Source organism: Longimicrobium sp., from assembly GCF_036388275.1.
GTDB lineage: Bacteria > Gemmatimonadota > Gemmatimonadetes > Longimicrobiales > Longimicrobiaceae > Longimicrobium.
The window spans coordinates 119,074-138,141 of the sequence record NZ_DASVSF010000051.1 but is presented as its reverse complement, the minus strand read 5'-3'; the positions used below and the strand labels follow the sequence as shown (position 1 = coordinate 138,141).

At 70.5% G+C, this 19,068-nt stretch carries 21 protein-coding genes; 9 read left to right on the top strand and 12 right to left on the bottom strand.

The genetic code is table 11. The features are described 5' to 3' along the window. The first annotated feature begins 43 nt into the window (after positions 1–43). The 6 genes from VF632_RS10050 to VF632_RS10025 are packed head-to-tail and all read left to right on the top strand — an operon-like array spanning position 44 to position 4,752. Positions 44–367, top strand: coding sequence for an antibiotic biosynthesis monooxygenase (locus VF632_RS10050; protein ID WP_331022746.1), 324 nt, complete (start codon positions 44–46; stop codon positions 365–367). After that, on the top strand, positions 364–753 hold the full coding sequence (locus VF632_RS10045) for a hypothetical protein (RefSeq protein WP_331022745.1): 390 nt from the start codon (positions 364–366) through the stop codon (positions 751–753). Before VF632_RS10050 ends, VF632_RS10045 begins: the two co-directional genes overlap by 4 nt. Beyond that, positions 750–1,400, top strand: a complete 651-nt coding sequence (locus tag VF632_RS10040; RefSeq protein WP_331022744.1) for a cobalamin B12-binding domain-containing protein — start codon at positions 750–752, stop codon at positions 1,398–1,400. The genes VF632_RS10045 and VF632_RS10040 overlap by 4 nt, the downstream gene beginning before the upstream one ends. Next, the gene (locus tag VF632_RS10035) at positions 1,397–2,755 is read left to right on the top strand and encodes a sensor histidine kinase (RefSeq protein WP_331022743.1); all 1,359 of its coding nucleotides are present in this window, start codon (positions 1,397–1,399) and stop codon (positions 2,753–2,755) included. The genes VF632_RS10040 and VF632_RS10035 overlap by 4 nt, the downstream gene beginning before the upstream one ends. 12 nt (positions 2,756–2,767) lie before the next feature. After that, positions 2,768–3,436, top strand: coding sequence for a hypothetical protein (locus tag VF632_RS10030; RefSeq protein WP_331022742.1), 669 nt, complete (start codon positions 2,768–2,770; stop codon positions 3,434–3,436). A 32-nt stretch (positions 3,437–3,468) separates the two neighbouring features. Beyond that, positions 3,469–4,752, top strand: a complete 1,284-nt coding sequence (locus tag VF632_RS10025) for a dipeptidase (RefSeq protein WP_331022741.1) — start codon at positions 3,469–3,471, stop codon at positions 4,750–4,752. Between the two features lie 110 nt (positions 4,753–4,862). Here the strand turns inward: VF632_RS10025 and VF632_RS10020 are convergent, their stop codons facing one another. The 3 genes from VF632_RS10020 to VF632_RS10010 all read right to left on the bottom strand — a co-directional run bounded on the left by VF632_RS10020 (position 4,863) and on the right by VF632_RS10010 (position 7,049). After that, the gene (locus VF632_RS10020; protein ID WP_331022740.1) at positions 4,863–5,117 is read right to left on the bottom strand and encodes an AbrB/MazE/SpoVT family DNA-binding domain-containing protein; all 255 of its coding nucleotides are present in this window, start codon (positions 5,115–5,117) and stop codon (positions 4,863–4,865) included. 128 nt (positions 5,118–5,245) lie between these two features. Beyond that, positions 5,246–5,983, bottom strand: coding sequence for a Bax inhibitor-1/YccA family protein (locus VF632_RS10015; RefSeq protein WP_331022739.1), 738 nt, complete (start codon positions 5,981–5,983; stop codon positions 5,246–5,248). Positions 5,984–6,056: 73 nt separating this feature from the next. Next, the gene (locus tag VF632_RS10010; RefSeq protein WP_331022738.1) at positions 6,057–7,049 is read right to left on the bottom strand and encodes a lipid A deacylase LpxR family protein; all 993 of its coding nucleotides are present in this window, start codon (positions 7,047–7,049) and stop codon (positions 6,057–6,059) included. 211 nt (positions 7,050–7,260) lie between these two features. Here VF632_RS10010 and VF632_RS10005 point away from each other — a divergent pair, with 211 nt between their 5' ends. After that, complete coding sequence (locus VF632_RS10005; protein WP_349263902.1) at positions 7,261–7,557, top strand: Rho termination factor N-terminal domain-containing protein; 297 nt, start codon at positions 7,261–7,263, stop codon at positions 7,555–7,557. Between the two features lie 91 nt (positions 7,558–7,648). Here the strand turns inward: VF632_RS10005 and VF632_RS10000 are convergent, their stop codons facing one another. From VF632_RS10000 to VF632_RS09975, 6 genes are all read right to left on the bottom strand, one after another. Beyond that, positions 7,649–8,683 carry an FAD binding domain-containing protein gene (locus tag VF632_RS10000; RefSeq protein WP_331022736.1) on the bottom strand — a complete coding sequence of 345 codons (1,035 nt, stop codon included), beginning with the start codon at positions 8,681–8,683 and terminating at the stop codon, positions 7,649–7,651. Positions 8,684–9,663: 980 nt separating this feature from the next. Next, on the bottom strand, positions 9,664–11,094 hold the full coding sequence (locus VF632_RS09995; RefSeq protein WP_331022735.1) for a PAS domain-containing sensor histidine kinase: 1,431 nt from the start codon (positions 11,092–11,094) through the stop codon (positions 9,664–9,666). A gap of 164 nt (positions 11,095–11,258) precedes the next feature. Beyond that, positions 11,259–12,038: a TonB family protein gene (locus tag VF632_RS09990; RefSeq protein WP_331022734.1), complete on the bottom strand. Its 780-nt coding sequence runs from the start codon at positions 12,036–12,038 to the stop codon at positions 11,259–11,261. A 93-nt stretch (positions 12,039–12,131) separates the two neighbouring features. Continuing rightward, complete coding sequence (locus VF632_RS09985) at positions 12,132–12,941, bottom strand: MBL fold metallo-hydrolase (protein WP_331022733.1); 810 nt, start codon at positions 12,939–12,941, stop codon at positions 12,132–12,134. A gap of 46 nt (positions 12,942–12,987) precedes the next feature. Continuing rightward, positions 12,988–13,197, bottom strand: coding sequence for a hypothetical protein (locus VF632_RS09980; protein ID WP_331022732.1), 210 nt, complete (start codon positions 13,195–13,197; stop codon positions 12,988–12,990). Then, positions 13,194–13,493, bottom strand: coding sequence for a hypothetical protein (locus VF632_RS09975; protein ID WP_331022731.1), 300 nt, complete (start codon positions 13,491–13,493; stop codon positions 13,194–13,196). Before VF632_RS09975 ends, VF632_RS09980 begins: the two co-directional genes overlap by 4 nt. Positions 13,494–13,618: 125 nt before the next feature. Between VF632_RS09975 and VF632_RS09970 the strand changes: the two genes are divergently transcribed. Then, complete coding sequence (locus VF632_RS09970; protein WP_331022730.1) at positions 13,619–14,845, top strand: sensor histidine kinase; 1,227 nt, start codon at positions 13,619–13,621, stop codon at positions 14,843–14,845. A gap of 192 nt (positions 14,846–15,037) precedes the next feature. Continuing rightward, a complete protein-coding gene (locus VF632_RS09965) occupies positions 15,038–17,512 on the top strand; it encodes a glycogen/starch/alpha-glucan phosphorylase (protein ID WP_331022729.1) in 2,475 nt (824 codons plus the stop codon). Between the two features lie 91 nt (positions 17,513–17,603). On the opposite strand, the gene VF632_RS09960 is transcribed toward VF632_RS09965, so the two are convergent. The 3 genes from VF632_RS09960 to VF632_RS09950 all read right to left on the bottom strand — a co-directional run bounded on the left by VF632_RS09960 (position 17,604) and on the right by VF632_RS09950 (position 18,979). Beyond that, positions 17,604–17,996, bottom strand: a complete 393-nt coding sequence (locus VF632_RS09960) for a hypothetical protein (protein ID WP_331022728.1) — start codon at positions 17,994–17,996, stop codon at positions 17,604–17,606. 363 nt (positions 17,997–18,359) lie between these two features. Next, on the bottom strand, positions 18,360–18,656 hold the full coding sequence (locus tag VF632_RS09955) for a helix-turn-helix domain-containing protein (RefSeq protein WP_331022727.1): 297 nt from the start codon (positions 18,654–18,656) through the stop codon (positions 18,360–18,362). After that, entirely contained in the window at positions 18,656–18,979 is a 324-nt protein-coding gene (locus VF632_RS09950) for a type II toxin-antitoxin system RelE/ParE family toxin (RefSeq protein WP_331022726.1), read from the bottom strand. Before VF632_RS09950 ends, VF632_RS09955 begins: the two co-directional genes overlap by 1 nt. Positions 18,980–19,068 lie beyond the last annotated feature (89 nt).

Here is a 19,068-nt window from a genome sequence, read left to right as displayed (position 1 = left end):
GCCGCTTACTTCTCCACCCGGGTCCGAGCGCGCGAAAGATCAGATGTTTGTGTTCATCTCTCACCTTACCGTACCCGAAGCCGACCGCGGAGAGCTGGAGCGCCACTTTCGCCAGCGCTCCGGCCTGGTGGACGGCTTTCCCGGATTTCTGTACCTGCAGCTGCTGCGGCCGCAGGCCGGCGAGGCCACGCACACCTTTCTCACCGCGTGGGAAAGCCGCGAGGCCTTTCGTGAATACATGCGAAGCCGCGAGCACGCCGTGTCGCACGCGCGGGAGCCGGGAGAGATCATGGGCCGCACCGAGGTGCGGCACGAGGCGTTCGAGGTGCTGATGGATTCGCGCGCGCAGCCGGAGTGGCTGGCATGACGCCGGGCGAGCGCGCGGCCACCGTCATGCTGGACCGCCTGGGCGAGATCGCCCGGGCGGTGACCGAGGCCATGTACCGTGAGAATCCGGGGCTGCTGGCCCGCTACGGCGAGCGCGGGCGCGCCAAGTGCCTTCAGGACATGCGGTACAACCTGGAGCACCTGGCCCCCGCCGTGGAGCTGGACGATCCGCCCTGCTTCGCGCGGTACATCGCCTGGTGCGACGAGCTGCTGCGCTCCCGCGGCGTGCCCACCCGCGACCTGGCGCGCTCGCTGGAATTGATGGATGACGAGCTGCGCGCCCGGCTGGCGCCGGACGAGGCCGAGGCCGCCACCGTGAGTCTCCGCGCGGGGCTCGCGATGCTGCGCCCCCGGGCGGCGGCGTGACGCTGGACGAGGCGCGCGAGCGCTACCTGGCCGCCGTGCTCGAGGGAAGCCGCAGGACGGCCTTCGGGGTGGTGGACGAGGCGTTCCGCGACGGAATCGGGCTGCGCGAGCTGTACCTGGGGGTGTTCCAGCCGGCCATGCGCGACATCGGCCGGCTGTGGCAGGAAAACCGCATCACCGTGGCCGACGAGCACCTGGCCACGGCCATCACCCAGGCCGCCATGGCGCGGCTGTACGACGAGCTGTTCCGCGGCGGGGGAGCGGCCGGGCCGCTGCTGATCGCCGCCTGCGCCGACACCGAGCGGCACGAGCTGGGGCTGCGGATGATCTGCGACGTGCTGGAGATGGAGGGCTGGGACACGGTGTTCCTGGGCGCCACCGTGCCCATCGAAGACCTGGTGGCGATGGTGCGCGAGCGGCGGCCGCACGTGGTGGCGCTCTCGGCGAGCATCTCGCCGCACCTGCCGCGGGTGCGCGCGACGATCGACGCCATCCGCGAGGCCATGCCCGGCGCCGCCCCGCTGATCGCCGTCGGCGGGCGCGCCTTCGCCGACGATCCCGGGCTGGCGGAACGCCTGGGTGCCGACCTCACCGCGGCGGACGCGGTGCAGGCGGCCCGGCTGCTGAAGGAGAGAGTATCGGTATGACCTCGGCCACCACTTCGGGCCTTCCCCCCGTGCTGCGCGCCTTTCCGGGCGCGGTGCTGGCGCTCGACCGTGCCGGGATGGTCCTGGAATCCAACGGCTACCTGGAACGCGCCCTGGAGCGCGGCGTGGGCGGGCAGCCCTTCGCCACGGTGCTCGACCCGGCGTCGCGCCGAAAGCTGGACGCCATCCTCGCCCGCGAGCCGCGCGCCGGCCAGGACCCCGCCGCGGTGCCGGCGTGGGAGCTGATGCTGGCGGGGCGCGACGCCCTGGAGCCCCGCTCCTTCTACCCCGTGTGGGACGAGGGCGGCGACCGGGTGTGGCTGGTGGAGTGCCCCCGCGACCCGCGCTTCGACGCGCTGTACGAGGAGCTGGCCGCCGTCAATTCCGAGCAGGCCAACACGCAGCGCCAGCTGGCCAAGGAAAAGGCCCGCCTGGCGCGCGCCCTGGCCGAGCTGGAGCGCGAGCTGACGGAGAACGAGCGGCTGTCGCGCGCCCTGCAGGGGCAGAACGAGGAGATGGAGGCGCAGAACGAGGAGCTCCTGGCCATGACCGAGGAGCTTCACGCCGGGCAGGACCAGCTGCTGGCCACCAATCAGCAGCTGGAGCGCCGCACCCGCGAGCTGCAGATTGCCCTGAACGCGCGCAACCGGTTCTACTCGGCCATGAACCACGAGCTGCGCACGCCCATCAACGCGGTGATGGGCTACAACGACCTGCTGCTGGCCGAGGTGTACGGATCGCTCAGCGAACAGCAGGAGCTGGCGGTGGAGCGCTCGCAGCGCGCGGCCCGGCACCTGCGGGAGCTGGTGGACGACGTGCTGGACCTGTCGCGCCTGGAGCTGGGCAAGGCCGAGCTGGCCACGCAGGACGTGGACGCCGCCGCCCTGGTCGACGACATGCTCGAGACGCTGCGCCCCGTCGCCGCGCAGGCCGGGGCCGAGATGCGCCGGGTGGATGGCGAGCCGGTGCGCGTGGTCACCGATCCGCGCCGGCTGCGGCAGATCGTGCTGAACCTGCTTTCCAACGCACTGAAGTACGGCCAGGGCGCGCCGGTGTGGGCGCGGGTGGCGCGCGGCGCCGACGGCGGGCTGGTGCTGGAGGTGACCGACGGCGGGCCGGGGATTGCGCAGGAAGACCTCGGCCGCATCTTCGAAGAGTTCGTGCAGCTGGCGCGCGAAGACAACACCGAGGCGGCGGGCCGCGACGGCACCGGGCTGGGGCTTTCCATCGCCCGGCGCATGGCCCACGCGCTGGGCGGCACCCTGGAAGCGGCGTCGACGGTGGGCGTAGGCAGCACCTTCCGGCTGACCTTGCCCCCGGCGGCCGGCCGCCCGAACGACCATCCACGACCCTAAGAGTACGGCCACATGGCGGAGCAGCAACCCGAACCCAGGCAGGGCGAGCGCGCAGGCGACCGCCGCGGCCTCGAACGACGCAGGTCCGACCGCCGCACCCCCGTTCCCCCCTGGCGTCGCTCCTGGGCGCTGGTGGGGTACGGCGTGGTGGGCGCGCTGCTGCTGATGATGATGTTCAACTCCCTGGGCGATGGGGAGCCGGAGGGCCCGCCCGACGAGAAGCTGGTGTCGCGCAACGCGCCGCCCGAGACCACGGTCCGCGAAACCGAGGCCCCGGTCACCGCGCCCGAGGACGCCTACGGGGCCGCCGGCTTCGCGCGCCTGGTGGTGCAGGGCGATTCCGCCATCGGGCGCATCGTCCGCGCGGAGCTGTTCTGCGAGGCCCCGGGAAACTACACCGTCGTCTCGGCCGACACCGTCAGCCGCCTGGTGGCCAGCCTCATCCAGGAAGGCCGCGTACCCGCCGCGGAGTGCAAGTGGGGACCCTCGGGCGAGGCGCAGCGCGAAGACTTCCTGCTGCTCGTGCCTCCCGCTCTGGCCGCGGAGTTCGCGGCCACCCCCATGGTTACCGATGCGTTCGTGGAGCGCCACCGCGTGGTCGCCGAGTTGGAGTGGGTGGGCCGCTCCAAGGCCCTTGCCCTGCGCACGGCCGGCGTGTTCCGCGGCCTGGCCGACCGGTGATCCATCTTCCCATCGCCCCGTCCGGAACCCGCATGAACTCTCGTATCGGTGTGGCCGCCGCCCTGCTGGCGGCCTCGTCCGCCGCGCTTCCCGCCGCCGCGCAGGAGGCGCCGGACCCGCTGCTGCAGCGGGCTTTGCGCATCCACCGAACCGCACCGCTGGTGGACGGGCACAACGACCTGCCCTGGGAAATCCGCGAAAAGGCGCAGGGCGACCTGACGCACATGAACTTCCAGGGCGCGCTCCCGCAGCAGCACACCGACGTGCCGCGGCTGCGGGCGGGGGGTGTGGGCGGCGTGTTCTGGGCGGCGTACGTCCCGGTGGAGCGCATCGGACACGGGGCGGCGGCGTTCGCGCTGGAGCAGATCGGGCTGATCAAGCGGATGACCGACCATTCGCCCGACCTGGTGCTGGCGCGCACGGCCCAGGACGTGGAGCGCATCCATGACGACGGCAAGGTGGCGTCGCTGATCGGCATCGAGGGCGGGCACGCCATCGAGAACTCGCTCGACGTGCTGCGCCAGTTCCACGAGTTGGGCGTGCGCTACATGACACTCACGCACTCCAGCACCATCGACTGGGCCGACGCCGCCACCGACGCGGAGCGCCACGGCGGGCTCACCGCCTTCGGCGAAGAGGTGGTGCGCGAGATGAACCGGCTGGGGATGCTGGTGGACCTGTCGCACGTGTCGCCGGGGACGATGGCCGACGCCATCCGCGTTTCGGAGGCGCCGGTGATCTTTTCGCACTCCTCCGCCCGTGCCCTGGCCGACCATCCGCGCAACGTGCCCGACGAGGTGCTGCGGATGATGCCGGCGAACGGCGGGGTGGTGATGATCAACTTCTACTCGGGCTTCGTGGAGCCCTCGGCGGCGGCGCAGATGCGCAACATGTTCGACGTGCAGCGCCGTTTCCGCGAGCAGCACCCGAACGACGCCGAGGCGGCGCGCCGGGCCTACAACGAGTGGCGGGCGGCCAACCCGGTGCCGCGCGGCACCGTGGCCACCCTGGCCGACCACATCGACCACGTGGTGAAGGTCGCCGGCATCGACCACGTGGGGCTGGGCTCCGACTACGACGGCGTGACCTCGCTGCCGGTGGGGATGGAGGACGTCTCGCGCTTCCCCTACCTCACGGCCGAGCTGCTGCGCCGCGGCTACAGCGACGACGACGTGCGCAAGGTGCTGGGCGGAAACGTGCTGCGCGCCATGCGCCGCGCGGAAGTCGTTGCCGAGCGCATCCAGCGCGAGCGCGGCCCGTCGCAAGCGGTGATCGACGTGATGGACCGCCGGCCGGTGCAGCGGGGCAGGGAATAGGCAGCTCGCGGCGGCTGAAAGGTCCGCGACGCACTACACCGAAAGCACCGGAGCAGACAGGCTGCCCCGGTGCTTTTTGTCTTGCAGGCCTGTGTCTCGTCCGGGCCGGATCACCACTCCCATTCCCGATCGTCCCACTCCGGCGAGTCCGCGAACTCCCGATCGAGAAGCGCGTCGTCCCCAGCCTCGGCCATCGCTTGAAAGGCGGCGTCCCAGCCGGCACGGGGGCGGTTCGCTGCCCGGATGATGATCTGGTGGGGCCGGGCCTCCAACTCTACTTCGCCTCGAAGTCCGCTCTCTTCGAGGAGTGGTTTGGGGATGCGGATTCCATGCGAGTTGCCGATGCGAACGATGCGGGCTTTCATCCATGCCTCCCCTGGTGTGATCGCAATGTAAGCACGAGAGAGGCGTGGCCGAAGCCCCGAGGTGAAGGAAACGGGAAGGGGCGGGCGCCACGCGGCGCCCGCCCCTTCTTCCATCCGAAAAGCCGAGATCAGTCGCGGCTCTGCAGCTTCATGAGCAGGCGAAGGATCTCCAGGTACAGCCACACCAGTGTCACCATCAGGCCGAACGCGGCGTACCACTCCATGTAGCGCGGCGCGCCGTGCTCGGCGCCCTGCTCGATGAAGTCGAAGTCCAGCACCAGGTTGAGCGCGGCGATCACGATCACGAACACGCTGAACACGATGCCCATGGTCCCGGCCGAGTGGATCATCGGCATCTGGCCGCCGAACATCCTCATCACGAAGCTCGCCAGGTACACCAGCGCGATGCCGCCCGTGGCCGCCACGACGCCCAGCTTGAAGTTCTCGGTGGCGCGGATCAGCCCCGAGCGATAGGCCAGCAGCAGCGCGAACAGCGTTCCGAAGGTGAGCGCCACCGCGGGGATCACCACACCGGGGAACTTCGTCTCGGCGAGGGCGGAGACGCCGCCCAGGAACAGGCCCTCCATCACCGCGTAGAGCGGCGCGGTCACCGGCGACCACTGCTTCTTGAAGATGGTCACCAGCGCCAGCACGAACCCGCCGACCATGCCGCCCACCATCAGCGGCATGATGGACGCCGGGTCCCACGCCGTCATCGCCTTGTTCCAGATCCACGCCGCGGGCGCCATCAGCAGCAGGAGCATCAGCCCCACCTTGTTGACGGTGCCCTCGATGGTCATGCCCCCGGTGCCGTCCCACTGGCCCGCGAAGGTCTTGTCGTTCAGGGTAGGATTGGAGGTTCGCATCTGCTCGCGGTTCCGAAGGTGAAGGTTGGGTCTGGCGTATGATACGCCATTGAGGGCCGCCGGTTTCGTTTGACTACCGGCGCCATGTGAGCTCGATGGTGCTTACCGGGTGTCCGCCCGGCTCTTCGCGGTACTCGCGGGTGCGGGTGAGCACCCGGAACTCCGCGCCGAACCGGCCACTCGCCACGCCGACGCCCCAGCCCCGGCTGCCGACCAGGAGCTCGCGGTGCACGCGCGCGGGCTGGCTTCCAAAGGTGTTGCCGTCCAGGAACAGGTTGCGCAGCACCGCCTGTCCCGACGCCGTGGCGCTCAGGTACACCGAGGTGCCCTGGGGGGCGCGCGCGGCCCACGGGTGGCGCAGGTCGTATCCCACGCGGGCGCGGACGCCGGCATGCGCGCCCGTGTGCACGTTGCCCAGCGTGGCCCCGGCATCGGCCACCACGTCGGCGATGCGGCCGTCCCCCGCCCGAAGCTCCGCCCGCTGCTCGGCGCCGTACCGCAGCACCACGCCCGGCTCGAAGCCCAGCTGGTGCCTCCAGCCGACGACGTCCCGGAAGCCGGTGACCTCGTGGAAGCTTTCCATCACCGTCCGCCCCAGCGAGGGTTCCCCGGTAATGCCTACTTCGATGCCGTACGTGTGCCGCACGGGCCCTTCCACCACCCGGCCTGTCGCCGCCGCGTAGAGCCATCCCGCGTAGGGCCGCTCTCCCTGGATGGCTACGTACGAGTCGTTGCGCGGCATGTACATCCGCTGCCCGAACTCCAACGTGGTCGACACGCACCCCGCCTCGGGATCCGCCTGCACCGCGTCGCTCCCCTCGCGCGTGCAGGGCGCCAGGTTCTTCGCGAGCCCCGCCCACCCCGGCGCTCCCTCCAGCTCCGCCGCCAGGCGCAGGCCGTTGGAGTACTCGTAGTCCGGCCGCACGGCGAACGGAATCCAGAAGTTGTACGCGTCGTTGTCCGACGTCAGCTCCAACGAGCGAACCTGCGCGGCCAGCGGCGCGGCAATGCACGTGGACGTTGCAGCCAGGCCCAGGACCAGGCGAAAGAGGACGGAAAGGCGCATGCAAGACGGGAACGGCGGGGTGGCGTTGCAGCGGCAAATCTAATCGGCGACGGGCGGGTGCGACATCCCGGCATACTGGTCGGCGAGCGCCATGAACGCGAGCGTCAAACGTGATCTTCGGGTCATGCGCAGGTGGACGGTCTGGAAATGTGCGCGGTTCTTGCGCTCACCCGCCCGCGGGGCGCCCTTACCGACTCACGCGGAGGCTGCGATGCCGCAAGGCTGGAGTAAGCACGACAACAAGATGTACGAAACGATCAGGGAAAGCTCCATGGACCGCGGGATGGATCCCGCCCAGGCCAAGGAGATCGCCGCGCGCACGGTGAACAAGCACCGGCGGCAGGAGGGCCGCACGCCCAACAAGCGCACCATGGGCACCGGCAACCCGCGCAAGCCGCTGGAGGAGCACACCCGCGACGAGCTGTACAACCTGGCGAAGGAGCACAAGATCGAGGGCCGCAGCAAGATGCAGAAGGACGAGCTGATCGCCGCGCTCAACGACGTGTAGCGCCGGTCCCGACTCCATCACGACGCGGGGACGCGGGGCGCGGAGGAACCTCTCCACGCCTCCGCGTCCCCGCGTCGCTTCTATCCGCGCCTCACGCCGCCAGCGCCGGGATGGACGTCATCCCCAGCAGTGCGCGGCGCACGTAGACCGGGACCATGGCGCGGCGCCAGTCGGGGTCTACGATGATGTTCTCCAGCGGGTGGCACTGCTTGAAGGCCTGCTGGGCCACCGCATCGGCCACGTCGCCCAGGCGGTGCCCCGCGGCCAGCTTGTCGAGCCCTGACACCACGCGCGGCCGCGATCCCAGCGCGGAGACGACGACGGAGAGCGTGCGCACCCGGTCGTCCCCATCCAGGTCTGCCACCGTGGCGATGGAAAGCAGGGGAAAGTCGATGGAGTTGCGCTGGCGCACCTTCTGGTAGCCCATCCGCACCCCCGGGCCGGGAAGGGGAACGCGGACGCGGGCGACCAGCTCGTCGGGCCGGCGCACCGTGTTCCACTTGCCGTCGGCGATGAAGAACGCGTCCACGGGCAGCGTCCGCTCGCCGTCCGCCGAGACCAGGTCCACCACGGCACCGAGGGCGATCAGCACGGGCGCGGTGTCCGACGAGTGGGCGGCCACGCACTTCTTGCCCGTGCGGGTGACGTGGCAGACGTCGCCGTCCTTCTTCAGGCAAAAGCCCAGCGCGTTGCGCCAGAAGAACGACTGGTTGTAGTAGGTGCAGCGCGTGTCCAGGCACAGGTTGCCGCCCAGCGTGCCCTGGTTGCGGATCTGCGGGCCGGCCACCTTGCCCGCCGCCTCGGCCAGGGCGGGGAGCGCCTCGCGCACCAGCGGATGGCGCGACACCTCGGTCAGCGTCGCCGCGGCGCCCATCACCACCTGCGCCGCCCCGGCCGACCCCGCCTCCACCGCGCGTCCCTCCGCGTCCGCCAGGCCGATGCCGTGAAGCTCGCCGATGCCCTTGAGCGCCACCAGGTGGCGCGGGGTGAACAGGCGGTGCTTCATGTTGGGCATCAGGTCGGTGCCGCCCGCGATGGGCATGGCGTCCGGATGCTCGCGCAGGAACGCGGCGGCCTCCGCGAGCGTGCTCGGGCGGTGGTACGTGTATTCGTGAAGGCGCAGCATCGGCGGTTCGGCGGTCGACGATCTCTCGAACGAGCGTTCAAGATACGGGGCGGGGACCCGAGATTCCAGATGGAGTGCGGCAGCGGTCACCGATGCGTGGGCCTCGGCCGCCGTGGGGCCCTCACCCGGCCGCGCTGACACGCGTGCCACCCTCTCCCACAAACAGCGTGGGAGAGGGGGTACACACCAGAACTCGGCGTGGTGCATCCGGTGCCGACGTCGCGCCGGGGCCTGTCATCCTGAGGCCCAGGCGCACCGTACTGGCCCGCAGCACATCCTATGCGGGCCGAAGGATCTAACCGCGGACACGTACCAACCCGGGCGCGGCAGCGGTCACCGATGCGTGGGCCTCGGCCGTGCTGGGGCGAATGAATTCGCGGCAACAAGGGCCCAAAGTCCGCCTTCGCGGACTCCACGCAAGGCCGAGTGCGCGAGGCCGGCCGAAGCGCGGTTCAGGTCTCCCCCTCCCCTGCGCAGCGGGGGACGGGGGCCGGGAGGAGGGGGCTTCCAGAGGCATGCGGCAACAGCCATTCGAGCCGCGAGCGAAGTGCTCCTCTCTCCCGCGCAGTTTGCGGGGAGAGGCCGGGAGAGGGGGCTCCCAAGGCATGCGCCGGCGTCAGTCGAGCCGCGATCGAAGTTCTCCCCTCTCCCGGCGCAGTTTGCCGGGGGAGGGGCGGGGGAGGGGCCTGCCGCGGGATGCACCGCCGTGAGTCGAACCCCGAACGAATTCTCCCCTCTCCGCACGGGGTTTGTGCGGGGAGGGGCCGGGGGAGGGGCATCCGAGGCCCAGGGCCTCGTGACCGCTGCCGCGCCCGGGCTTTTACGTGTCCGCGGCAAGATCCTTCGGCCCGCCTGGGGTGTGCTACGGGCGGGTGACGCTCGCCTGGGCCTCAGGATGACAGGCTTTGGCGCTCCTCCCGATGACAGGCTTGGGCGCTCCTCCCGATGACAGGCTTTAATGCTGGTTCTCGACGGAGTGCCTACGCGGGGAGCCGGACCACGAACTCGGCTCCCTCGCCGAACGTCCCGCTCACCGTGATGTCTCCCCCCAGCTTGCGCGCCAGCTGCCGCGCGATCGTCAGCCCCAGCCCAGTACCACGGGTGGCGGAATCGGTACGCGCCTCGCCACCCACCTGCTCGAACGGGCCGAAGATCCGCTCCCGGTCCTCCGGGTCGATCCCCGGGCCCGTGTCGCGGATGGAAATCTCCAGCCAGCGCCCCTCGCCCGCCATCCGCGCTCGCAGGCTCACGACGCCGCGCGTCGTGAACTTGATGGCGTTCGAAAGCAGCGCCGTCACGATCTGGCGCAGCCGCTCCGGGTCCGTGTCGATCGGCGGCAGGCCGCCGGGAACGTCCACCTGCAGGTCCAGCCGCTTGGCCTCGGCCTGCTGGCGAAGGTGGGGAAGCACCGAGTCCAGGAACGGGGCCAGGCTCACCGTGGCCGCGAACACGGGGAGCTTGTCGATCTCCACCGTGGTCAGCAGCAGCACGTCGTCCACCAGCCGCGACAGGTGCTCGGCGCACACCCCGGCACGCTCCGACGCACGCATGGCGCCCGCGGGAACGTTGCCGTAGGTGTTGGTGGCCAGCAGGTGCGTGTAGCCGACGATGGCGTTCAGCGGGGTGCGCAGCTCGTGGCTGACCGCGGCGAAGAAGCGGCTCTTGGCCCGGCTGGCCTCCTCGGCCTCGGCGGCCAGGCGCGCCAGCTCCACCTCCTTGGCCAGCCGGTCGGTGACGTCCTCGAACAGAATCGACACGCCACCGTCCGGAAGGGGATGCGTCCACACGTCGAAGCGGCGGCCGCGGTACAGCTTGCCCCGGGGATGGATGGCCTCCAGGTGCCGCGGCCCCCGCTCGCGCATGGTCCAGCGGATGGCGTTGACCACCGCGCGCGGCTCCTTGGGGAGCAGCGGCCACACGTCCACCCCCGCCGCGCGGCTGCGCCGGACCGAGAGCAGGGTCTCGGCGGCGCGATTGACGTACGTGATCCGCCAGTCGCGGTCCACCGCGATGAAGCCGTCGCGGATGGATTCCAGCAGCTGCTCGTACTGCGCGGCCAGCCGCTGCTCGGCCGTGGCGTCGCGAAAGTGCAGGGCCAGCCCGCCGCTTTCCAGGGGCGACGCGTGCACGGCCAGGTGCCGGGCGAACAGCTCGCGGTCCGAAAGCAGCGTCAGGTGGAGCATGGCCCCTGCACCGTCCGCCCGGGCCAGGCGCTCGCGCAGCTCCGAAGCGCCTTCGGCGGGGAGCAGGTCCCACACCTCGCGCCCGAGCGCGTCCCGGCGCGGAACGCCGAACAGGCGCTCGGCGGCGGCGTTCCAGTAGGTTACGCGGTGGTCTGCGTCCGCCATGCAGAACCCCTCGGCGAGTGCCTCGAGGGCCGCGTGGGCGGAACGCTCCAGCGATTGCGACACGGCGGTGGATGCGGCGCGCTGCGGGGCGGCACCCCCGGCGGGGGCGCACGGAAGCGGTCCCCGCGCCGCACGCCGCGTGCCCGCAATTTCGGCGAGAGATATTTTCGGCCACCCGCCGTGCTGTCCCGCGGGTGGCCGAAAGAGGGCGGGCAAGCTCTGCCGGGCTAGGGTTCCACGGTCCAGTAGAGTGGGATCTCCACAAATACGGCGACCGGCCTGTTCGTCACCCGCGCAGCGTCGAAACGCATCATCCCGGCTACGCGGATGGTGGCTTCGTCCAGGCGGCGGCTGGTGGAGGACGTGACGTGGACGCGGGTGGGAACCCCGTCAGCTCCGATTCGCATCCTCACGATGACCGTTCCCGAGCTGGCGTCTTCGGCTAGCAGCGAGTCGTATTCCGCCTCCATTGCACCGGTGATCGCCTTCTCGTTCTTCAGCCGGGGCGCCACCTCCACGGAGTTCACGTCGTACGTGCCGACCGCGCCCGGATCCGGAGGCGAGTTGGCCAGGCGCCATGCGGCCTCCAGCTCGGCCGCGGCGTCGGCCGGGGATGCCTGCCGCGACCGCCAGTCCAGCGGCAGCTCCAGGCGCACGTTGGCGGCCCGCCCGTTCACCTGCCCGGGCGAAAACCGCAGGCGCGACACGGCCGCAAGCGTCGGCTGCACGAACGCCGTATCGTCTCCGCTGATCATCCGCACGTCGAGCGGACTCCCGTCTGGCGCCACCACCAGCGAGACGGTGACGCTGGCACCCACGCCAGCCTGGCGCCGCGCCTGCGGATACGTCTCGTTCATCGCCTGCGCCACCTCCGACGCGTTCAGCACCACGGGCTGCACCTGCGCGTGCGCGGAGGTGAACACGGTGTCCGACGCGGGTGCCTGCGCCACGAGCGGAGCGCCGCACCACAGCGCGCCGAGAACGGCCAGAATGGAGATCGTCTTCATGGGGGTACAATGAATGTTTCGGGGGGCGCGGCCGAGCCGGTCACGCTTCGAAGCTCGCCACTCCGGGCGAGGCGGGCAACTCCGGCCCGCGCGTCAGCCGGCCGCGAGGGAGAAGCGGCCGGCCTCGTCGCGCACGCGCCCGGTGCTCCGCAGGTGATGGAGGATGGCGCGCAGCGACCCCTCCGCGGCGCGGCGCAGCCCCGGATGGAGCTCCGCCCCGTACACGCGGTCGATCAGCTCGCCCGGACGCGCGGGGCCTGCGCCCAGCGCGCGCTCCACCTGGGCGATGCGCTCCGCCCGGTGCGCACGGTAGCGGTGGATGGCGGGTAGCGGATCCCGGATCGTGGGTCCGTGGGCCGGGTGGATGGCGGACGGGTTCAGCCCCTGCACCCGGTCCAGCGACCGCAGATACTCGGTCAGGTCGCCCTCGGGCGGGGCCACCAGTGTGGTGTCGGCACCGCCCATGAACAGGTCGCCGGCGAAGAGCGCGCGGTCGCCCTCCCCCCCGTTCGCTTCGAGGAGAAAGGCGACGTGCTCCGGCGCATGTCCGGGCGTCTGCACCACGCGCAGCACGCCGGCGTCGGTTTCCACGCGATCCCGCTCGCCGATCCACCGGACGGCGCCCTCGAACAGGCGGGGACCGGCGGCGCCGCGGGCCATCATCACCGGCGCGCCGGTGCGCCGGGCCAGCTCCGGGGCCGCGTCGGCGTGGTCGGGGTGCGCGTGGGTGAGGAGGATGGCGACCGGAGGATGTCCCTCCAGCGCGGCGGCGAGGGCGTCCAGGTGCGACGGGTCGGCCGGTCCGGGATCGATGACGGCCGGCCGCTCGCGCCCCACGAGAAAGGTGCGGGTGCCGTCCAGCGTCATCGGTGACGGGTTGGGGGCCAGCAGCGTGCGGATCATCTCTTCGGCACGGGATGGAGCCGGTTATGGACGAAACGGGCGGGGATCAAGGAGATCCACGCCCGTCGCCGCCCTGCTCCTTTTTATCAGAGTCCGCCTTCGCGCGCGAACCCGGCTGGTGCACCTTGTTCAACAGGTCGCGCGAGGACTGTAGCAGGTCGCGCGACTTGCGGAGCATGCTCCGCGTGCGCTCCACCACCTCGTCGATGGTGCCGTCGGCCGGCGGCCCTGGCGGGGGCGATTCGTTGTCGCTCATTCGGTGGCGGCTTGGGTGGCGGGAAGGGGCTCGGGGGCGAGCTCCGGCCGGGGCCGGCGGTCGGGGCGGGGCGCGACGGGGTCGGCGGTCATGCACAGGGCCAGCAGCTCCGGCTCGCCCAGCGCCTCCCAGTCGGCGCTGACCGGGTGAAGGCGGCGCTTTTCGCTGCCGCACTCGAAGCACAGCCAGCCCTCGGCCATGGATTCGGGGAGGAACAGGTCCGACTTGCGGCTGGGCGTCACGCTCCAGACGTTCCACTCGCGTCCGTCGGGGTCGAGAAAGCTCCGTACCGGCATTGCCTCACCGCGTTCTGGTGCCCGGCATTCCTTGGCCGCCGGCACAACGTAGGGTCCCGCGGGCGTGGCCCGCAACGTGCTTCGCCACGAGCAACTTCCAGCCCGGCCCGGACGCACGACCTGCGATGGACATAAACATCAACTGCAAGCTTGCCGCCGTGCTGGCGGAGCGCATGCGCGGCGAGCGGAACGACCTCACCCGGCGCTGGCTGGACCGCATCGTCGCGCGCGTCGACATCGACCCCAACACCGTATTCCCCACCGACGAGCTGCTGAACCACGTTCCGCTGCTGATGGACCGCATCGCCGACTACCTGGAAAACCCGGCCGTCGACATCGTGGCCGAGTCGCCGGTGGTGGGCAAGGCCATGGAGCTGGGCGAGCTGCGCTACGCGCAGGGCTTCGACGTCCACGAGATCCTCAAGGAGTACGAGCTCCTGGGCGGCGTGCTCTTCGCGTTCCTGGTGCGGACGGTGGAAAACATCGACGACCCGTGCACGCGGGCCGAGCTGCTGGCCTGTGCCCACCGGCTGTTCCGCGCCGTGTCCATCATCCAGCAGCTCACCACCTCGCAGTACCTGCGGCTGGCGTCGGAGCGGGTGCGCGAGCGCGAAGACCGGCTGCGCGGCTTCAACCGCACCGTCACCCACGAGCTGAAGAACCGCATCGGCGCGGTGCTGGGAGCGGGGCAGCTGCTGGAAGACCCGGACATCTCGGCGGACCCGGAGCGCCGCGCGCGCTTCGCGGCCATGGTGGTGCAGAACGCCGAGGGGATGCAGGACGTGCTGCAGAACCTGCTGGAGCTGTCGAAGATGGATAGCGACGCGCGCCACCAGCGCAACGTTCCGCTGCCCCGCGTGGCGGCCGAGGTGTGCCGGCAGCTTCGCGAGATGTCGAGCGCGCGCAACGTGCGGGTGGTGATCGAGGACATGCCCGACGTAGAGGTGAACGCCGGGGCCATGGAGCTGTGCCTGACCAACTACGTGTCGAACGCCATCAAGTACTCCGACCCGTCGCGCTCCAACCGCTGGGTGCGCCTGAAGGCCGACGTGCGCCAGGGGGACGGCGGAGCCGACCTGGTGATCGCGGTGGAAGACAACGGGCTGGGGGTTCCCGAAGAGGCGCGCGAAAAGCTCTTTTCCCGCTTCTACCGCGCCCACGGCACCATCACTGGGGTAGAGGGCACCGGCCTGGGGCTCAGCATCGTGCGCGACACGGTGGAGTCGCTGGGCGGCCGCGCGTGGGCCGAGTTCGACGCGCCCGCCGGCTCCCGCTTCCTGCTGGCCGTCCCCTGCCGCCGCGCGGCGGACCGCGAGCGGCGGGGCGGGGCGGCCACGGCGCCGGACAGGTAACCGTCCGTGGGCCGCGCGCCGGCGCACCCTTTCACGCATTCGTCATTCGTTCTAACTTATTCGTCCCGGGGAACACCCCGCCGTTCCCGCCGGTAGCACAATTCAGATGTTTATCGGCAATGTTCCGCCCCGCCCGCCCGCGCGCGACACCCGCGGGCGCTGGCCCCTGAGCAGCCCTCTCCCCGCTGGCCGATGCCCACGACACCCCTGAAAGTGCCCGATAGCCTGACGCAGCCCATGGACACGGGCCGCCGCAACACGCGTGTGGAAGCGCTGAAGCGCGAGGTGGAGTCGCACGTGCGCTACACCCTGGCGCGCAACCTGGCCTCGGCCACGCCGCGCGACGTGTACATGGCGACGGCGTGGACGGTGCGCGACCGCCTGGCCGAGCGCTGGGCCGCCACCAACGCGCGCTACGAGCAGGGCGACGTCAAGCGCGTGTACTACCTGTCGCTGGAGTTCCTGATCGGGCGCACGCTGGGCAACGCGCTCATCAACCTGGGCTACTCGGGCGCCGCCGACGAGGCGCTGCAGGAGCTGGGGTACGAAATGGAGGAGCTGCAGGAGGGCGAGCCCGACGCCGGCCTGGGCAACGGCGGCCTGGGGCGCCTGGCGGCCTGCTACCTGGACAGCATGGCCACGCTGGAGCTGCCGGGGATGGGCTACGGCATCCGCTACGAGCACGGCATCTTCCGCCAGGCGGTGGACGAGCGCGGCCGCCAGGTGGAAAAGCCCGACAACTGGCTGAAGGACGGAAACCCGTGGGAGATCGCCCGCCCCGACCGCACCTACACGGTGCAGTTCTACGGGCGCGCGGAGCCGCGCCGCGACGCCGCCGGGCGCCTTCACTACCACTGGGTGGATACCAAGGACGTGCAGGCGATGGCGTTCGACACGCCGGTGCCGGGTTTCTGCAACAACACGGTGAACACCCTGCGGCTGTGGGCGGCGCGGGCCACCGAGGAGTTCGACCTGGAGGGCTTCATCCGCGGCAACTACATCGCCGCGGTCGAGGCCAAGACCCAGACCGAAACCATCTCCAAGGTGCTGTATCCGCCCGACGACACGGGCGCGGGCAAGGAGCTGCGGCTGAAGCAGCAGTTCTTCTTCGTGAGCGCCACGCTGCAGGACATCATCAAGCGGTACAAGACCGAGCGGTCGAGCTTTGCCGACTTTCCGGACAAGGTGCAGATCCAGCTGAACGACACCCACCCCGCGGTGGCCATCCCCGAGCTGATGCGCCTGCTGATGGACGACGCCGGGATGGAGTGGGACGTGGCGTTCGACATCGCGCGGCGCACCTTCGCCTACACCAACCACACGGTGCTTCCCGAGGCGCTGGAAACCTGGGGGCTGGACCTGTTCGGCCGGCTGCTGCCGCGCCACCTGGAACTGATCCGCGAGATCGACCGGCGCTTCCGCGACCGCGTGGCCGAGAAGTTTCCCGCCGACGCCGCGCGCGAGGAGCGCATGGCCATCGTCGGCAACGGGCAGGTGCGGATGGCGCACCTAGCCATCGTGGGCAGCCACACCACCAACGGGGTGGCGGCGCTCCACACCGAGATTCTCAAGGACCGCATCTTCCGCGACTTCGCCGAGCTGTGGCCCGACCGCTTCACCTCGGTGACCAACGGCATCACGCAGCGCCGGTGGATGCTCAAGGCCAACCCCGAGATGTCGGGGCTGATCACCGAGGCGCTGGGCAGCGAGAAGTGGGTGACGGACCTGGAGCGGCTGCGCGGGCTGGAGCCGTACGCCGACGACGCCTCGTTCCGCGAGCGGTGGATGACGGTCAAGGCCCGCAACCGCGCGCGGCTGGCCACGATCGTCCACGACATCACGGGCGTGGCCATCGCGCCGGGAACGATGATGGACGTGCAGGTGAAGCGCATGCACGAGTACAAGCGCCAGCTGATGAACGCGCTGCGCTGCGTGGACACCTACCTGGAGCTCCTGGATTCGCCCGAGCGCGACATTCCCGTGCGCGCGGTGCTGTTCGGGGGCAAGGCGGCGCCCACGTACTGGTCGGCCAAGCTGATCATCCAGCTGACGAACGCCATCGCGCGCCACGTGAACGCCGACCCGGTGGCGGGGCGCAAGCTGCGCGTGGCGTTCCTTCCCGATTACCGGGTGTCGCTGGCGGAGCGCATCTTCCCGGGAAGCGACCTGTCGGAGCAGATTTCCACCGCCGGCTTCGAGGCGTCGGGAACGGGGAACATGAAGTTCGCCCTGAACGGCGCGCTCACCATCGGTACGCTGGACGGCGCCAACGTGGAGATCGCCGAGAACGTGGGCCTCGACAACATCTTCATCTTCGGGATGACGGCCGACGAGGTAGAGGCGCGGCGGGTGGCGGGGTACAACCCGCGGGCGGAGTACGAGGCCAGCCCGCGGCTGCGGCGGGTGCTGGACTTCGTGGCCAGCGGCATGCTTTCGCCCGAGGACCCCGGCCTGTTCCGTCCGGTGGTGGAGCACCTGCTGACGGCGGACGAGTTCATGGTGCTGGCCGACTTCGACGCCTTTCTGGACGCGCAGGCCACGGTGGACCTGGCCTGGGCAGACCAGCACGCCTGGACGCGCAAGGCCATCCTGAACGTCGCCCGCTGCGGGTTCTTCAGCAGCGACCGCTCGGTCAAGGACTACGCCGAGCGCATCTGGAAGCTGTAGCGTTCGGCGGGAACGCTGGACGGCCCTCCTCCGCGGTGCGGGGGAGGGCCGTCTTCGTGGGGAGTACTTCGGGTGGGGCTCTCGGCGTTGCTCAGCGGTTGCGAATGGCGCCCACACCCAGCCCCACCACCCCGCCGACGACCGCTCCCACCCCGGCCATCGGCAGGATGGCGATCCCGCACATGGAGTCCGCTTCCCAGCAATTCGGGGACAGTGCGATGAGCGCGAGCCCGGCCAGCGCCCCCACGCCAACCCCGATCACCCCGTGCGCGGCGGTGGACGGCGGGCGGGCGGTGAGAGCGGTCGAGTGCGCGTACACGGGCGCCGGGGTGAGCGCCGGCGGCAGCGGCCGGAGCGCGGCGCTGGCAAGCGTGGCCGGAGCCTCGGCCGGACGGCTTTCGGCGCTGCCGGCCTGCTGGGCGTACGCGGGCGCGGCGAGCAGCGAGGCGAGGAGCACGGCAACGGCGTAGCGCACGAGGTTCATCGGAGTTCTTCCGGGAGACGGATGGTTCGGAGCGCTGGGATGCGAGCCGTGGTCGGCCGAGGCGTACCCGTTCACCGTGCGCCGGTTCCGGGTGTCCTCGCCCGTTCCGGCACGGGGCCGGGACGATCGGGGTTCGACGGGCTGCGTCGCATGCCGCGGGAGCCCCCTCTCCCCGGCCCTCTCCCCCGCTTCGCAGGGGAGAGGGAGAACTTCGTGTGCACGCCGCTGCCGGTCCGTGATGTCATCCCGATGGAGCGGCCACGCACAAGTTGCCGTGGCTCCATACTTTGCAGCGACTGAGGGATCCGCCACACACCGCGTGAAGACCACGTAGGCGGCTCGTCCCGCTGCCCGGCAGGTGGGTTACGACGCAGCGGCTTCCAGCAGGATCTCCGGATGCTTCTCGGCGACGCGCAGCAAGCGCATGGCGGGCCCGCTCGGATCGCGGCGCCCCTGCTCCCAGTTCCGCAGCGTCTTTACACTGATCCCCAAGGCATCCGCGAAACGATCCTGCGTCATGCCGAGCCGCGCCCGTATCTCACGAGGATCGGGCTCACCGAAGAAGTGAATCCGCTCGGCGGGAAGATCCAGATCGCCCCGCGAATGAGCGGCGGCTTCTTCCAGGCTGGCAACCAGCTCGTCCAACAGCTTTTCCTCCATCACTCACCTGCCTCGATTTGATGGACCAGCGCGGCCAATGCCTTCCGCATGGCGGGCGACAAGTCCTCTTCCACGTTCTTCGAATAAAGGTGCAGGAGATAGCAGCGAAACGCCGACGCGCGGACGTAGTAGATGACCCGCAATCCGCCTCGCTTACCGCGTCCTTCCACCTTCCAGCGCAGCTTCCGCACGCCGCCGGTGCCTGGGATCACCACGCCCGCGTCAGGCCGGGCAAGCAACACGGCCTGAAGTTCTCGCAGGCCGTCATCCGCCAGGTACTCCTTCCGAGCGCGTTCGAATAGACTCGACTCTACGAAGAGCATAGCAGGGATCAGCTTTCTACGCCAGAGGCGTAGCGGAAGGTCCAAGATGAACAAACGCGTGAAGGGCTGCATCGCGAACGAGCAGCCCT

Bases quoted from the DNA above. Each gene is read 5' to 3' on its own strand.
- VF632_RS09965 (WP_331022729.1), top strand. From the start codon at position 15,038: ATGCCCACGACACCCCTGAAAGTGCCCGATAGCCTGACGCAGCCCATG.
- VF632_RS10045 (WP_331022745.1), top strand. From the start codon at position 364: ATGACGCCGGGCGAGCGCGCGGCCACCGTCATGCTGGACCGCCTGGGC.
- VF632_RS09955 (WP_331022727.1), bottom strand. From the start codon at position 18,656: ATGGAGGAAAAGCTGTTGGACGAGCTGGTTGCCAGCCTGGAAGAAGCC.
- VF632_RS09985 (WP_331022733.1), bottom strand. From the start codon at position 12,941: ATGATCCGCACGCTGCTGGCCCCCAACCCGTCACCGATGACGCTGGAC.
- VF632_RS10005 (WP_349263902.1), top strand. From the start codon at position 7,261: ATGCCGCAAGGCTGGAGTAAGCACGACAACAAGATGTACGAAACGATC.
- VF632_RS10035 (WP_331022743.1), top strand. From the start codon at position 1,397: ATGACCTCGGCCACCACTTCGGGCCTTCCCCCCGTGCTGCGCGCCTTT.
- VF632_RS09980 (WP_331022732.1), bottom strand. From the start codon at position 13,197: ATGAGCGACAACGAATCGCCCCCGCCAGGGCCGCCGGCCGACGGCACC.
- VF632_RS09975 (WP_331022731.1), bottom strand. From the start codon at position 13,493: ATGCCGGTACGGAGCTTTCTCGACCCCGACGGACGCGAGTGGAACGTC.
- VF632_RS09990 (WP_331022734.1), bottom strand. From the start codon at position 12,038: ATGAAGACGATCTCCATTCTGGCCGTTCTCGGCGCGCTGTGGTGCGGC.
- VF632_RS10015 (WP_331022739.1), bottom strand. From the start codon at position 5,983: ATGCGAACCTCCAATCCTACCCTGAACGACAAGACCTTCGCGGGCCAG.
- VF632_RS09950 (WP_331022726.1), bottom strand. From the start codon at position 18,979: ATGCTCTTCGTAGAGTCGAGTCTATTCGAACGCGCTCGGAAGGAGTAC.
- VF632_RS10030 (WP_331022742.1), top strand. From the start codon at position 2,768: ATGGCGGAGCAGCAACCCGAACCCAGGCAGGGCGAGCGCGCAGGCGAC.
- VF632_RS10025 (WP_331022741.1), top strand. From the start codon at position 3,469: ATGAACTCTCGTATCGGTGTGGCCGCCGCCCTGCTGGCGGCCTCGTCC.
- VF632_RS10050 (WP_331022746.1), top strand. From the start codon at position 44: ATGTTTGTGTTCATCTCTCACCTTACCGTACCCGAAGCCGACCGCGGA.
- VF632_RS10000 (WP_331022736.1), bottom strand. From the start codon at position 8,683: ATGCTGCGCCTTCACGAATACACGTACCACCGCCCGAGCACGCTCGCG.
- VF632_RS10020 (WP_331022740.1), bottom strand. From the start codon at position 5,117: ATGAAAGCCCGCATCGTTCGCATCGGCAACTCGCATGGAATCCGCATC.
- VF632_RS09960 (WP_331022728.1), bottom strand. From the start codon at position 17,996: ATGAACCTCGTGCGCTACGCCGTTGCCGTGCTCCTCGCCTCGCTGCTC.
- VF632_RS10010 (WP_331022738.1), bottom strand. From the start codon at position 7,049: ATGCGCCTTTCCGTCCTCTTTCGCCTGGTCCTGGGCCTGGCTGCAACG.
- VF632_RS09970 (WP_331022730.1), top strand. From the start codon at position 13,619: ATGGACATAAACATCAACTGCAAGCTTGCCGCCGTGCTGGCGGAGCGC.